The organism is Pseudonocardia sp. NPDC046786 (assembly GCF_040645415.1).
Lineage (GTDB): Bacteria > Actinomycetota > Actinomycetes > Mycobacteriales > Pseudonocardiaceae > Pseudonocardia > Pseudonocardia kongjuensis.
On the sequence record NZ_JBEYYF010000001.1, the window covers coordinates 416060 to 429022 of the forward strand.

The 12963-nt window shown below is 72.6% G+C and carries 16 protein-coding genes; 10 read left to right on the forward strand and 6 right to left on the reverse strand.

Going from position 1 to position 12963, the window contains the following annotated elements; genetic code table 11:
- Window positions 1-472 precede the first annotated feature (472 nt).
- The 4 genes from pknB to ABZ881_RS02105 all read left to right on the forward strand — a co-directional run bounded on the left by pknB (window position 473) and on the right by ABZ881_RS02105 (window position 4072).
- Window positions 473-2449: a Stk1 family PASTA domain-containing Ser/Thr kinase gene (gene pknB, locus ABZ881_RS02090; RefSeq protein WP_358481056.1), complete on the forward strand. Its 1977-nt coding sequence runs from the start codon at window positions 473-475 to the stop codon at window positions 2447-2449.
- Window positions 2450-2477: 28 nt separating this feature from the next.
- Complete coding sequence (locus tag ABZ881_RS02095; protein WP_344024047.1) at window positions 2478-3113, forward strand: aminodeoxychorismate/anthranilate synthase component II; 636 nt, start codon at window positions 2478-2480, stop codon at window positions 3111-3113.
- A 186-nt stretch (window positions 3114-3299) separates the two neighbouring features.
- Complete coding sequence (gene crgA, locus ABZ881_RS02100; protein WP_344024045.1) at window positions 3300-3560, forward strand: cell division protein CrgA; 261 nt, start codon at window positions 3300-3302, stop codon at window positions 3558-3560.
- A 62-nt stretch (window positions 3561-3622) separates the two neighbouring features.
- Window positions 3623-4072, forward strand: a complete 450-nt coding sequence (locus tag ABZ881_RS02105) for a PH domain-containing protein (protein ID WP_358481058.1) — start codon at window positions 3623-3625, stop codon at window positions 4070-4072.
- A gap of 37 nt (window positions 4073-4109) precedes the next feature.
- Here the strand turns inward: ABZ881_RS02105 and ABZ881_RS02110 are convergent, their stop codons facing one another.
- Entirely contained in the window at window positions 4110-4931 is an 822-nt protein-coding gene (locus tag ABZ881_RS02110) for a rhomboid family intramembrane serine protease (RefSeq protein ID WP_358481060.1), read from the reverse strand.
- A 229-nt stretch (window positions 4932-5160) separates the two neighbouring features.
- A complete protein-coding gene (locus ABZ881_RS02115) occupies window positions 5161-5706 on the reverse strand; it encodes a peptidylprolyl isomerase (protein WP_344024039.1) in 546 nt (181 codons plus the stop codon).
- Window positions 5707-5748: 42 nt separating this feature from the next.
- Here ABZ881_RS02115 and ABZ881_RS02120 point away from each other — a divergent pair, with 42 nt between their 5' ends.
- Window positions 5749-6144: a hypothetical protein gene (locus ABZ881_RS02120; RefSeq protein WP_358481062.1), complete on the forward strand. Its 396-nt coding sequence runs from the start codon at window positions 5749-5751 to the stop codon at window positions 6142-6144.
- A 6-nt stretch (window positions 6145-6150) separates the two neighbouring features.
- Here the strand turns inward: ABZ881_RS02120 and ABZ881_RS02125 are convergent, their stop codons facing one another.
- Window positions 6151-7242, reverse strand: coding sequence for an alpha/beta fold hydrolase (locus ABZ881_RS02125; RefSeq protein WP_358481064.1), 1092 nt, complete (start codon window positions 7240-7242; stop codon window positions 6151-6153).
- Between the two features lie 280 nt (window positions 7243-7522).
- On the opposite strand from ABZ881_RS02125, the gene ABZ881_RS02130 reads away from it, so the two are divergent.
- Entirely contained in the window at window positions 7523-8293 is a 771-nt protein-coding gene (locus ABZ881_RS02130) for a hypothetical protein (RefSeq protein WP_358481065.1), read from the forward strand.
- A gap of 235 nt (window positions 8294-8528) precedes the next feature.
- Here ABZ881_RS02130 and ABZ881_RS02135 read toward each other — a convergent pair whose 3' ends face one another.
- The 3 genes from ABZ881_RS02135 to folP form a co-directional block, all read right to left on the reverse strand.
- Complete coding sequence (locus tag ABZ881_RS02135; protein ID WP_358481067.1) at window positions 8529-9089, reverse strand: GNAT family N-acetyltransferase; 561 nt, start codon at window positions 9087-9089, stop codon at window positions 8529-8531.
- 71 nt (window positions 9090-9160) lie between these two features.
- Entirely contained in the window at window positions 9161-9928 is a 768-nt protein-coding gene (locus tag ABZ881_RS02140) for a dihydrofolate reductase family protein (RefSeq protein ID WP_358481070.1), read from the reverse strand.
- Window positions 9925-10791, reverse strand: a complete 867-nt coding sequence (gene folP, locus ABZ881_RS02145) for a dihydropteroate synthase (protein WP_358481072.1) — start codon at window positions 10789-10791, stop codon at window positions 9925-9927. The genes ABZ881_RS02140 and folP overlap by 4 nt, the downstream gene beginning before the upstream one ends.
- A 129-nt stretch (window positions 10792-10920) precedes the next feature.
- On the opposite strand from folP, the gene ABZ881_RS02150 reads away from it, so the two are divergent.
- From ABZ881_RS02150 to ABZ881_RS02165, 4 genes are all read left to right on the forward strand, one after another.
- Entirely contained in the window at window positions 10921-11121 is a 201-nt protein-coding gene (locus ABZ881_RS02150; RefSeq protein WP_358481073.1) for a hypothetical protein, read from the forward strand.
- 17 nt (window positions 11122-11138) lie between these two features.
- Entirely contained in the window at window positions 11139-11534 is a 396-nt protein-coding gene (locus tag ABZ881_RS02155) for a hypothetical protein (protein WP_358481075.1), read from the forward strand.
- Window positions 11535-11912: 378 nt separating this feature from the next.
- Entirely contained in the window at window positions 11913-12218 is a 306-nt protein-coding gene (locus ABZ881_RS02160; RefSeq protein ID WP_358481112.1) for an AAA family ATPase, read from the forward strand.
- On the forward strand, window positions 12152-12907 hold the full coding sequence (locus ABZ881_RS02165; RefSeq protein WP_358481077.1) for an AAA family ATPase: 756 nt from the start codon (window positions 12152-12154) through the stop codon (window positions 12905-12907). Before ABZ881_RS02160 ends, ABZ881_RS02165 begins: the two co-directional genes overlap by 67 nt.
- The last annotated feature ends 56 nt before the right edge of the window (window positions 12908-12963 follow it).

Sequence of the window (12963 nt, forward strand, 5' to 3'; positions counted from 1 at the left end):
ACCCCCGGGCCGCAGCGACCGGTGCCGTCCCGGCCCCCGGTGCGCAGGCACGACGCCGCGGACCGGCCGGTCGAGCAGCACCCGTCGGGCCCGTTGGACCTCACCCCGCGCCGGTCCGGGCGGGCGAAGGCCTGGCTGGCGGTGCTGTTCGTGCTGCTGACGGTCGCCGCCGTGCTGATCGCCGTGATGATCCTGCGCGAGACGTCGCCGGGCGGCGACCGAACCGGCTCGCTGGGCGTCGGCCCGGGTACCGTCGCCGAGGCCGCCGGACCGGAGGCGGGCCGGGCGGGACCGGCGGGCGACCGGACCCCGCTCACCGCCGCGCCGTCCCGCGGGAGACCGGAGGTCCCCCGGTGACCCCACGGAACGGACGGTCCGGCGCATGTGACGACCGCACCACGGTGATCCGCTCGACCGACCTGCATGATGAGTACGCCTCCGACGGCTCGATGACTACGGGAACCCTGAACCGATGACGACACCGCGACTGCTCTCCGAGCGCTACGAGCTGGGCGACCCGCTCGGCTACGGCGGCATGTCCGAGGTCCACCGCGGCCTCGACACCCGGCTCGGCCGGGACGTCGCGGTGAAGGTCCTGCGCGCCGACCTCGCCCGCGACCCGCAGTTCCAGCTGCGCTTCCGGCGGGAGGCGCAGAACTCGGCCTCGCTGAACCATCCGGCGATCGTCGCCGTCTACGACACCGGCGAGATCGAGTCCGAGTTCGGCCCGCTGCCCTACATCGTGATGGAGTTCGTCGACGGGCAGACGCTGCGCGAGATCGTCAAGACCACCGGCCCGATGACCCAGCAGCGGGTCGTCGAGGTGATGGCCGACGTGTGCGCCGCGCTCGACTTCTCGCACCGGCACAACATCATCCACCGGGACGTGAAGCCGGCCAACGTCATGATCAACGGCGTCGGCGCCGTGAAGGTCATGGACTTCGGCATCGCCCGCGCGCTGGGCGAGGGGCAGAACGTCACGCAGACCGCCGCGGTGATCGGCACCGCCCAGTACCTGTCCCCCGAGCAGGCCCGCGGCGAGGCCGTGGACGCCCGGTCGGACGTGTACGCCGCGGGCTGCGTGCTGTTCGAGCTGCTGACCGGCGAGCCGCCGTTTACCGGCGACACCCCGGTCGCGGTCGCCTACCAGCACGTCCGGGAGGACCCGCGGGCCCCGTCCGAGCTGAACCCGTCGGTGCCCCCGGCGCTGGACGCGGTGGTGCTGAAGGCGCTCAGCAAGAACCCGGCCAACCGCTACCAGTCGGCCGCCGAGATGCGCGCCGACCTGGTGCGGGTGCGCAACGGCGAGCCGGTGCACGCGCCGCTGGTGATGAGCGAGTACGAGCGCACCCAGATGATGGCGCACGACGACGCCACCACCGCGATGGCGACCCGGTGGATGGACGGCGGAGGCGGCCCGCCGACCGGCCGGCACGTCATGCCCGGCGGTTACGACGACTACGAGGACGAACCACGCTCCGGCCGCGGTCGCAAGATCGCCCTGTGGCTGGTCGTGCTGGCCGTGCTCGGCCTGCTCGGCTTCGTCGGCTACCAGATGTTCTCCAGTTCCGGGCCGGACCAGGTCGCGGTGCCCGACGTGCTCGGCCAGACGCCGGACGAGGCCCGGGTCACGATCACCGGCGCCGGACTGTTGTTCGCCCAGGAGAACCAGCCCTCCGACGTCGAGCAGGTCGGGCGGGTGGTCCGCACCGACCCGGGCGGCGGCAACCAGGTCGCCGAGAACAGCCGGGTCACAGTGTTCGTCGGGACCGGGCCGGCCGAGGTGACCGTGCCGTCGCTCGCCGGGAGCACCCCGGAGGAGGCCGAGGCGCAGCTGCGCGAGGCCGGGCTGCAGATCGGCGGGCGGACCGAGCAGGACACCTCGGACGCGAGCCAGGTCGGGCGGGTCATCTCCTCGGACCCGGGCCCCGGCCAGCGGGTGCCCGGCAACTCGTCGGTGTCGCTGGTGATCGGCCGCGAGCAGCAGACCATCGCGGTGCCGGACGTGTCCGGCAGCTCCGCGGAGGAGGCCAGGTCCGCGCTGCGCAACGCCGGCTTCAGCTCGATCGAGACCAGCGAGGTCGACGGCGGCGGCAACGCCGGCTCGGTGGTGGGCACCGACCCGTCCGCGGGGACCAGGGTGGCCCGCGACCAGACGATCACCATCCAGGTCAGCCGCGGCAACCAGACCCAGATCCCGAACGTCGTCGGCCAGCGGGTGGACAACGCGGTCAACACGCTGCGCGAGGCGGGGCTGTCGTTCTCCATCCAGACCACCGACGTGTCCGACCCGTCGCAGAACGGCGTGGTGCTCAGCCAGGACCCGGCGGGCGGCTCGCAGGCCTCCGACGGCCAGCAGGTGACGCTCACGGTCGGCCGGGCGTCCGGTGGCGACACCGGCGACGGCGGGGACACCGGCGAGACCTCGCGCGGTTTCCCGTTCGACTGATCCCGGCACTATCGGAGAGGGTGGAACGGTGCGCGTCCTCGTCGTCGACAACTACGACAGCTTCGTCTACAACCTGGTCCAGTACCTGGCCCAGCTCGGCGCCGATCCGGTGGTCCGGCGCAACGACGAGATCGAGCTCGACGAGCTCGACGAAGTCGGTGCGGTGCTGGTCAGCCCCGGCCCGGGCACCCCGGAACGGGCCGGCCGCAGCGTCGAGGTGATCCGGCGGGCCGCCGGCCGGGGCACCCCGCTGCTCGGCGTCTGCCTGGGTCACCAGGCGCTCGCCACCGCCTGGGGCGGTGTCGTCGAGCGCGCGCCGGAGCTGCTGCACGGCAAGACGTCGCTGGTGTTCCACGACGACGTCGGGGTACTGCGCGAGCTGCCGTCGCCGTTCACCGCGACCCGGTACCACTCGCTGACGATCGCGCCGGACGGCCTGCCGCCCGAGCTGCAGGTCACCGGCCGCACCGAGACCGGGCTGATCATGGCGGTGCGGCACCGGGACCTGCCGATCGAGGGCGTGCAGTTCCATCCGGAGTCGGTGCTGACCGAGGGCGGACACCGGATGCTGGCGAACTGGCTCCGGCAGGCCGGGCACGCCGTGCCGGAGGACGTGGTGCAGCGGCTGTCGGACGAGATGGCCGGGCTGGTCGCCGACGTCTGAGATGCCCGACAGGCATCCGTTCGTTTCGGCCGTGTGACGCAGTCCGGCCGGTATCCGCGCTACCGTGGTGGTGGATCTGTCCGGGTCGGCCGCTCCCCGGTGCGCCGCCCCGTCGCAGGTCCCGCCCCCGGCCGGCGCACCGGCCGGACACTGTTGCCCGACCGACGAACTGCACGAGGTCCGACAATGCCGAAGTCGAAGGTCCGCAAGAAGGCGGCGTACACCCCGCCCCCGGTCAGCCGCACCCCGCAGAAGGTGGCCGGGCCGACGCACCCGGCGTATCTCGCCGTGATGGTCGCGATGTGGATCCTCGGCCTGGGCTGGCTGGTGGTCAACTACCTGGCCGCGCCGTCGATCCCGTTCATGGCCGCGCTGGGGAACGGCAACTTCATCATCGGGTTCTCACTCATCGTGATCGGCCTCCTGATGACCATGCGGTGGCGCTGAACTGCAGAAACACATCGACGTGAGTTATCCTCACTGTGGATGGCGGCTGTGGACAACTCACGTTGAGCACTCTGGGTGATCATCTCGGGCGGCGGTCCTGGTCGACGCCGGCGGGAGTCGTCGCGCTGCTGTGGCTGCTCGCCGCGGCCGCTGCCGGCTGGCTGACCGCGCTCGTCGGCACCGGGGCCGATCCGGCCGGCTGGCTGATCGCCGGCGTCGCGGCGCTCGGGTTCGCGCTCGCCGCCGCGTCCGGCACCCGGGCCCGGCCGCGGCTGGAGGCCGGGCCGGAGGGGATCACCGTGCGCCGGCTGACCTGGACCCGGCACGTGCCGTGGGGCCGGGTGGACGAGGTGCGCGTGCTGCGGACCTTCCGGCTCGGCCGCGGGTCCACGGTGCTGGAGCTGGAGCTGCGCGACGCCGACGGGCACGAGCGGCTGGTCGTGCTGGGCCGTCCCGAGCTGGGCGAGGACCCGCAGGAGGTGGCCGACGCGCTGGCCGAGCTGCGGCCGTGACCCGGCGCGGGATTGGGCCGGGTCAAGTCAGGCCAGGTCAGATCAGGACGGCGCCGAGGGCGATCAGGGCGACGGTGACCAGGGTCAGCCCGGTGACCGCGGCGGCCTGCACCCGGCGCCGGTTCGGCGAGCCGGCGCCGAGGTAGAGCAGCGCGGCGGTGACGGCGGCACCGAACAACAGCCCGCCGAAGTGCCCCTGCCAGGAGACGGCCGGGATGACCAGGCTGATCCCGACGTTGACCGCGATCAGGGTCAGCACCTGTCCGGCCGGCATCCGGAGCCGGCGCAGCAGCACGACCAGGGCGCCCATCAGCCCGAACACCGCACCCGACGCGCCTGCGGTGAAGCCCATCGGGTTGCTGAGCAGCATCACCGCGGCGGAGCCGCCGAGCAGCGAGACGCCGTAGACGGCGAGGAACCGGGCCCGGCCGAGCACCGCCTCGACCTCCCGGCCGATGATCCACAGGGCGAACATGTTGAACGCCAGGTGCAGCGGGCCGATGTGCAGGAAGCCGGAGGTGAGGATCCGCCAGATCTCGCCCTGCCCGACCGCGGCCGGGACCAGCGCCCCGGCCCGGAACAGCCAGGAGTCGTAGTTGGCGTTGAGGCTGCCGGCCATCGCCACGGTCAGCGCGAAGATCGCGACGTTGGCGACGATCAGGCCGGGCACCAGTACCGGCCGGCCGGTACGGCTGGCACCGGCGACGTTGCGGGCCCGCGGCACCGCCCGGGAGGACTGCACCAGGCAGTCGACGCAGTGCTGGCCGACCGATGCGGGCCGCAGGCACTCCGGGCAGGCCGGCCGGTCGCACCGGGTGCAGCGCAGCCCGGTCGGCCGGTCCGGGTGCCGGGCGCACACCGGCGGACCGCCCTGCGCGGGCGGCGGGGCGCCCGGCGGCGGGGTCGGCCCGGGCGCGCCCGGCCAGGACGGTCTCTGCCCGTGGCCGCCCGGGCCCCACTGCGGCTGCGGGTAGCCGGGCGGGGCCGGGTAGTACGGCTGTCCGCCGGTGCCGGCCGGACCCGGGGGCTCGTGCGGCCCCCGGGGCGTACCGGGACCGGGGGACTCAGGTCGCTCGGTCAGGGCGGACTCAGCTCCGCTCGATCTCGACCTTCTCGATGACCACGTCGTTGAGCGGGCGGTCGGCCTGCCCGGTGGTCGTCTGGGCGATCCCGTCCACGACGGCCCGCGACTCGGCGTCGGCGACCTCACCGAAGATGGTGTGGCGCCGGTTGAGGTGCGGGGTCGGGCCCACGGTGATGAAGAACTGCGACCCGTTCGTCCCGGGGCCGGCGTTCGCCATCGCGAGCAGGTAGGGCCGGTCGAACTTGAGCTCCGGGTGGAACTCGTCGCCGAACTGGTAGCCCGGGCCGCCGCGACCGGTACCGGTCGGGTCGCCGCCCTGGATCATGAAGCCGCTGATCACCCGGTGGAAGATCGAACCGTCGTAGAACGGCCCGGAGTCGCCGCCACTGGCGTTCGGCCCCGTGTAGTCCTTGGACCCCTCTGCGAGCCCCACGAAGTTCGCCACCGTCTTGGGGGCGTGGTCGCCGAACAGCTCGACGCGGATGTCGCCCTCGTTGGTGTGCAGGACGGCCGTCGTCTTGGCGTTTCCTGGTTCCGTCACGGCTACCATCGTGCCAGTCCGCAGCCGCATCCGTGGGAAGCAGGTCCGATAATGAGAGCCGAGCGCAAGCGGGCCAGGGCCCGGAAGGACGCGGCCGAGGCCGTGCACACCCTCGCGGACGCCGGCCGGATCGCCGGCGGGGCGGCCGTCTCGACGGCCTCGGCGCGGGTCTCCGAGCTGTCCCAGGGCCTGTCGCACAACGTGTCGCACGGGGTGGAGGACGCCCGCCGGGCGCTCGCCGCCGCGATCGACCCGGCGCCGGCCCGCACCCGGCGGGCGCCGTGGATCCTGGCCGTCGTGCTGCTGAGCGGGCTGGCCGCGTACGCCTGGGTGACGCTGCTGCGCCGGGACCGCCCGGTCGACCCGGGCACCCCGGTCCCGACCGTCCCGCCCGCCGACTCGCAGATCCACGGGAAGCCGATCGGGCAGGGCGGCGGCGCGAGCTGAGCCCGGTCAGAGGGCCTCGCGCAGGAAGCCGGTGACCGCCGCCCGGTAGCCGTCCGGGTCGGCGTTCCAGCTGCCGGTGTGCTCGGTGCCGCCGAACTCGCGGTAGGTCACCGGCCAGTCGAGTGCCGGCGCGCCGGCCGCCAGGTCGCGGCTGAGGTCCACCGGGACGGCGGTGTCGCCGTCGCTGTGCAGCAGCAGCGTCGGCGGCCGGACCGCGGGCGGGTGGCGGAGCAGGTCGAAGCGGTCCAGGTCGATCCCGATCCGGCGTTCGGTGAACCGGGCCGCCACCCCGGCCAGGGACGGCGGGAGGGCCCGGTTGCGGGCCTGCCGGCGCAGGGTGCGGCGCCAGTCGAGCAGCGGAGCGTCCCACACGACCGCGGCCACCGCGGCGGCGTGCTCGGAGCGGTCCAGGAAGGCCCCGCCGACGGCCGCGCCCATCGACCAGCCGACCAGCACCAACCGGGTGGCGCCCGCGGCGAGCGCGTGCGCGGCGGCCGCGGCGACGTCGTGCCACTCGGTGTCGCCCAGATGGGACCGGCCGTCCGGGGAGGGTGGCGCGGTGCCGTCGCCCCGGTAGCTGATCACCAGCGCGCGCAGGCCGGCGGCGTGCAGCGCGGGCAGCGCGCGCAGCGCCTCCCGCCGGGCCCCGCCGCGGCCGTGCACGCAGATCGCCCAGGTCCGGCCGTCGGACCAGGCCGGGGCGGGGACGTCCCAGGCCGGGGCGGGGCCGACCGGGGTCCGCACGACGACGTCGTCGAACGGGAGGTCGCGGGCACCCGGATCGGGATCGAACGGGCCCGCGTCGAGGACGGCGGGCCCGGTCTGCGGCACCGGGCCGTCCCGCAGCTCGCGGATCACCCGCCTGCGGCCCCGGTCCAGCACCGGCCCGACGACGCTCAGCCCGGCCGGCCCGCGCAGGCCCCACACCCCGGGCTGGCAGGTCAGCCGGTTCGCGGCCAGCTCGACGACGCCGGGGCCGGTCGCGAGCACCCGCTCGGGCCGGCCCGGGTGCACCGAGGGGTGCAGCAGCAGCGTCGAGTAGTGCCAGCTGACGGCGGCGGCCGCGCCCCCGGCCCCGCCGAGGACGCCGGCCAGCACGGAGGCCGATGCGTAACCGGAAACCGGACGGCGGGTCGGGGATGGGCGCACGGAGCCATCCTGCTCCTCCGCTCCGGCCACCCGCACGCCGAGCGGCGAGGGCACGCACCGTCACCGTGGGGCTGGCCTGTACGTGCGAGAGCACTCTCGGGTTGTCACTCCTTCGGGTGATTCATCGGATCAAGATCGCTCCGTTACGCAACCGGGTCCCGAGGTTCTCGTTGCGCCATCGGAGGGTCAGCCCTTCGCTCCCCAACACTCTGTACGGAAGGACGTGCGAATGAACTCGCTCGCCCGCAACGCGCTCCGGCTCTCCATGGCCGGTGCGGGCATCGCGGTCCTGGGTGCCGGCGTCGCCGGTCAGGCCTCGGCCGCCGAACTCCCCGACCTGCCCGGTGTCCCCGACGCCTCGTCGCTGACTGACGCCCTGCCGACGCCCGACGAGGACGGCACCGTCTCCAGCGGATCGGCCCACGTGACGTTCGGCCAGCTGCAGGGTCCGGAGCTGCAGGCGTCCGGGCTGCCGGAGCTGCCCTCCACCGACTCGATCACGGGTCTGCTGGAGCTGCCGTCCACCGACGGCCTGCCGGAGGCCCCGTCCGCCGACGCACTCCCCGAGCTGCCCGGAACCGACGCGCTCCCGGCGATCCCGGGCGCCGACGCACTGCCCTCCGCCGACGCCCTGCCCTCCGCCGACGCGCTGTCGCTGGACGCGGTGTCCACCGACGCGCTGCCCTCGGCCGACTCACTGCCGTCGCCGGACGCGCTGCCGGGCACCGACGCGCTCCCGGCGATCCCGGGTGCCGACGCGCTGCCCGAGCTGCCGACCGCGTCGACGCTGCCCGCCCCCTCGCTGGACGCCCTGCCGCTGGACGCCCTGCCGACCGACGGCCTGCCGACCGACGCGCTCCCGCTGGACGCCCCGCTCGACGGCCTGCCGCTGGACGCGCTGCCCTCGGCCGACGCGCTGCCGCTGCCGAACACCGAGGCCCTCCCGACGCTCGACATCCCGGGCGTCATGTACATCGAGGCCCCCGGCATCACCATCTGACCGTCGGCGTCCCCCGACCGTCGGTCGCCGGGCTCCCCGACCGGCACCCGCGGCCGTCCGCACCGACCGTCCCACCCCCTCGGGACGGCGGCGCGGGCGGCCGCGGCCGTTTCCACCCGGCCCAGCCAGAAATCGGCCCAGCCCGGGTCAGCGCAGCCCAGGTCAGCGCAGCCCAGGTCAGCGCAATCCGGTCGGCACCGTCCGGGTCACCCCAGCCCGGGCCGGCGCGTCCGGGTCAGCGCCGTCCGTGCCGCGGCAACGGCGGCGGGGCGGGCACCACCGGGGCACGGACCACCAGCTCGTACCGGTCGAAGTCGCCCTCGTCGTCGACCACGTGCCGGACGAACCGGAAACCCGCCCGGCGCGCCACCCCGATCGACGGGACGTTGGCCGGATCGACGTCGATCGAGATCCCGTGCACGTCACCGCGTTCGGCGAGATACCGGGACGCCAGCCGCACCGCGCGCGTCGCCAGCCCCCGGCGGCGGAAGGCCGGGTAGATCCCGTACGCCAGCCCGGCCCGGCCGGCGCCCCGGTCGAGTTCGGCGTCGATCGTCCCGGCGAGCACCGAGCCGCCGTCCACCCGGATGCCGAAGCTGAGCTTGGGCCCGTCGTCGGCCCACCGCTCGATCGCCCGCCGGACGTGCGCCCGGACCGTCGCCCTGTTCCCCCGGCCGCCGTTCAGCCAGCGGACCAGCTCGGCGTCCTCCCCGGCGAGGTACGGCTCCACGTCATCCCAGCCGAGCGGGCTGAGGACGACCACGCCGTCCGCCAACGTGTTCGAGGGCCGGGCCACGAATCCATCTTGCAGCACCCGTCGCCGTCCGTGACCGGCGATCCCCGGCCGGTGACCCGATCGGCCGCGTGCTAGCGGGCCGGGGGCTCCGCGACCTCGTACCGGATGAGCAGCGTGTCGTCCCCCGTGACGACGCTGACCAGGCTCAACCGCGCCGGGTCCATGCCGGCACCGCGGGCGATCCGGCCCGCCTCGCCGGACACCAGGAACGGCGCAAGGGTCAGGCGCAGCTCGTCGACCAGGCCGGCCTCGGCGAGGCTGCCGAACAGGCCGGGACCACCCATGCAGTTGATCCGGCGCAGTCCGCGCCGGTCGAGCTCGGCGAGCGCCGCGGCCAGGTCCACCGTCCCGTCGCCGGTGAGGACGACCTCCGCGCCGGCGTCGCTCCAGCCCACCCGCACGTCCTCGGGCACCGCCGCGCAGGTGAGCACGATCGTCGGGACCAGCACGTCGGTGAGCACTGGCGCGGTCGGCGGCAGCGAGCGCCCCGATCCGGTGACGACCGCCGTCGACGGCACCTCGGACAGCCCGAACCGGTGCCGCCGCTGTGCCATCCGCTCCCCCGGCCGGACCCCGGTGAAACCCTCGGCGACCGCGGTCCCGGCCGCGACCAGCACGACGTCGGCGAGATCGGTGCCCAGGCCGAGCACCACCCGGTCCGGCGGGGTCGACAGGCCGGCCGAGCGGCCCTCCACCTCCAGCGCACCGTCCGCGCTGGAGACGAAGTTGACGCACACCCGCAGCCGGCCGTCGTCGGGGTAGGCGTAGAGCCGTTCGAGTGCCTCGGTGCTCAGCGGGCCGGCGTCGGCGGCCGGGAAGATCTGGTGGATCGCGGTCACGCGAGGAGTCTCACCGCACGGGCCGGGTTCCGCTCGCCGCGCACCGTCGCGACCATCTCGCAGGTCTCCCGGGTGGCCCGGGCCTGGTGGGCGCGGACCATCGCGACGCCCCGGTCCGCGGCGAGCGCGGTCGCGGCGAGGGTGCCGGTGAGCCGCTCCTCGAGCGGGACGTCCAGCGACTCCCCGACCACGGTCTTGTTCGACATCGCCAGCAGCACCGGCCACCCGGTCGCGACCATCTCGTCGATGTCGCGCAGCACCTGCAGGCTGTGCAGGGTGTTCTTGGAGAAGTCGATCGCCGGGTCGATCAGGATCCCGGCGGCCGGGACCCCGGCGGCGACCGCCTTCTCGGCGAGCGCCACCGTCTGCCCGATCACCGACGCCAGGACGTCCGGGTAGCGCGGCCGGTGCGGCTCGGTGCGCGGCGTGACGTGGTCGGTGTGCGCGCTGACGTACCCGGCGCCGTAGCGGGCGGCAACGTCCAGGATCGCCGGATCGGCGGCGGCCCAGTTGTCGTTGACGAGATCGGCCCCGGCCGCGCAGACGGCCTCGGCCGGCCCGGCCCGGAAGGTGTCGACGCTGATCACCACGTCCGGGAAGGCGTGCCGCGCCCACTCCACGGTGGGGACGACCCGGTCGATCTCCTCCTGCTCGGTGACCTCGGTCCCGGGGCTGGCCGGGACCCCGCCGATATCGATCACGTCGGCGCCCTCGCGGACCACCGCGGCGATCCGGTCCCGGGCGGCCTGCTCGGCGAAGGTGACCCCGTGGTCGTAGAACGAGTCCGGCGTCCGGTTCACGATCGCCATCACCATCGCTCGGTCACGGTTCCAGGTGCGCCCGCGGAACGTCAGGCTCGGCACTCGTCCTCCTCGCGGCACGGCCGGGCACCTCGTGGGCCCGGCTCGTGCACCATCTTGACCAGCCCACCGCGCACCCGGCCACCCGGCAACGGGGTTCGCGCCGGTGCGCCGGGTGACTATCCTGCCCGGGTGGGGGTCCCCGGGGTCCCCGGGCCGGTGCGCGACGTCTACGCCGGGCTCAGCACCGGTTACGCGCAGCGGCGGCGGCCCGACCCGCGGAGCGCGGAGCGCATCGAGGCGGCCCTGGGCACCGCCCGGACCGTGGTGACCGTCGGCGCCGGGGCCGGCTCGCCGAGCTGCGCCGGTTCGCACCCCGGCAGGTCGTCCTGACCTGGGACCCGGACGTCATGGCCCGGTTCTGGCTGATCGCGGACCACCTCCCCGGGATCGCGGCCGCCAAGGCCGGCCTCGCCACCGTCGACCGGGTCGTCGCCGGGCTCACCACCCCCGGCGGGTCGGTGACGGTCGGGACCGTTCCGGTGCCCGCCGACTGCACCGACGGCTTCCTCGGCGCCTACTGGAACCGGCCAAAGTGCTATCTGGACCCGGACCGGCGGGCGGCGATCTCGGCGTTCGTCCGGCTGCCCGCCGCAGCGGTGCGCGACGCGATCGGACGGCTGTCCGACGACCTGGCCGGCGGCCGGTGGGACGCGCGGCACGGGCAACTGCGCGGCCTCGCGTCGACCGACCTGGGCTACCGGCTGGTGACGGCCACCCGCGGCGCCCCCTCGGCACCGCTCTGACCTCAGGACAGGTGCATCCCCGAGATCGCCCGGGCGATGACCAGCTGCTGGATCTGCTCGGTCCCCTCGAAGATGTCGTAGATCTTCCGACCAAGCGATCCACACGTGCGACCTTGCCGGCTGCAGCATAGCTGACCAGCGCTTCTTATCTTCATCAACGATGGTTGGTCGTAGACCTCCGTCCACCTCCGACGGCCCAGGGACGGCCTAAGAGAGGAGCGCGCCTAGCCCGAGCCAGGCGGTAGGATTCCAATCTTGGTTGCGCCAGGCGATCTCGTCCTAAGGGAGCTGCGAGTGAAGTCCGAAATCCGAGCATCTCAGCTCTCAGAGCTTCGAAATAAGGTACAACAGCGAAACTATGCAAAGTATCTACTAGGTGTGCAAATTAAACGAATGCGATCGCTTGCCGATACTGAGGTTAGGTTTGATTTTCCCGTAACCGCAATCGTGGGACCGAATGGTGGCGGCAAGTCTACCGTGCTCGGTGCGGCCGCATGCGCATATAAAGATGTCGCACCTAAACGATTTTTTGCCAAGAGTGGGAAGCTCGACGACTCTATGGCGAATTGGCAGAGCGAGTACGAGTTGGTCGACAAGAGATCCGCACCCAAGGCACTGTGCAACGCACGGCGACATTTAAAGCCGAAAGGTGGCGCCGCGAGGGACTCGACCGCAAAGTGTTGATATTCGGTGTTTCACGAACAGTTCCGGCAAACGAGAGGCCTGAACTGCAAAGATGCATTGCAAACAAGTTCAGCGTTGCTGATGAGAACGTCTCGCCACTTTCTGCAGATACGGCTTCAGCCGTTGGTTCAATTCTGGCTCGAGATGTGAGCCAGTTTTCTGAGATGGTGGTTGACTCTCGCGGAAGAGTGTCTCTCCTCGCAGGCACCAGCACCGACGGAAATAGCTTCTCTGAATTTCACTTTGGCGCTGGCGAGTCTAGCATTATTCGCATGATCGCCTCTATCGAGGCCGCATCGGACAATTCGCTCGTGCTCATCGAGGAGATCGAGAACGGTCTACATCCCGTGGCGACGAGACGGATGGTTGAGTACCTTATATCTGCCGCCGAACGCAAGAAGATCCAGGTCATCTTCACTACTCACTCAGAAGATGCACTTCGTTCGCTGCCCGACGATGCCGTGTGGGCTGCACTTGATGGACGTGTCCAACAAGGGAAACTAGACATCGAAGCGCTCCGCGCTATTACTGGAAACGTCGACTCTCGTCTCGTCGTCTTCGTCGAGGACGAGTTCGCCAAAGACTGGATTGAAACTTGCTTACGCTACCTGGGCGACGTCGCGATGGATGCGATCGAAGTCCACCCATTAAGAGATGGTTTCAGAATGAGTTCGGCGTGTCTGCTGTAGACACTCACTGAGCTGCGGCAGAGTCGCTCGACATGGCTGTCGATCTTGTTCCTGAC

Excerpts from the sequence above, each read along its gene's own strand:
- pknB (WP_358481056.1), top strand. The coding sequence starts at position 473 with ATGACGACACCGCGACTGCTCTCCGAGCGCTACGAGCTGGGCGACCCG.
- crgA (WP_344024045.1), top strand. The coding sequence starts at position 3,300 with ATGCCGAAGTCGAAGGTCCGCAAGAAGGCGGCGTACACCCCGCCCCCG.
- ABZ881_RS02115 (WP_344024039.1), bottom strand. The coding sequence starts at position 5,706 with ATGGTAGCCGTGACGGAACCAGGAAACGCCAAGACGACGGCCGTCCTG.
- ABZ881_RS02120 (WP_358481062.1), top strand. The coding sequence starts at position 5,749 with ATGAGAGCCGAGCGCAAGCGGGCCAGGGCCCGGAAGGACGCGGCCGAG.
- ABZ881_RS02130 (WP_358481065.1), top strand. The coding sequence starts at position 7,523 with ATGAACTCGCTCGCCCGCAACGCGCTCCGGCTCTCCATGGCCGGTGCG.
- ABZ881_RS02155 (WP_358481075.1), top strand. The coding sequence starts at position 11,139 with ATGGCCCGGTTCTGGCTGATCGCGGACCACCTCCCCGGGATCGCGGCC.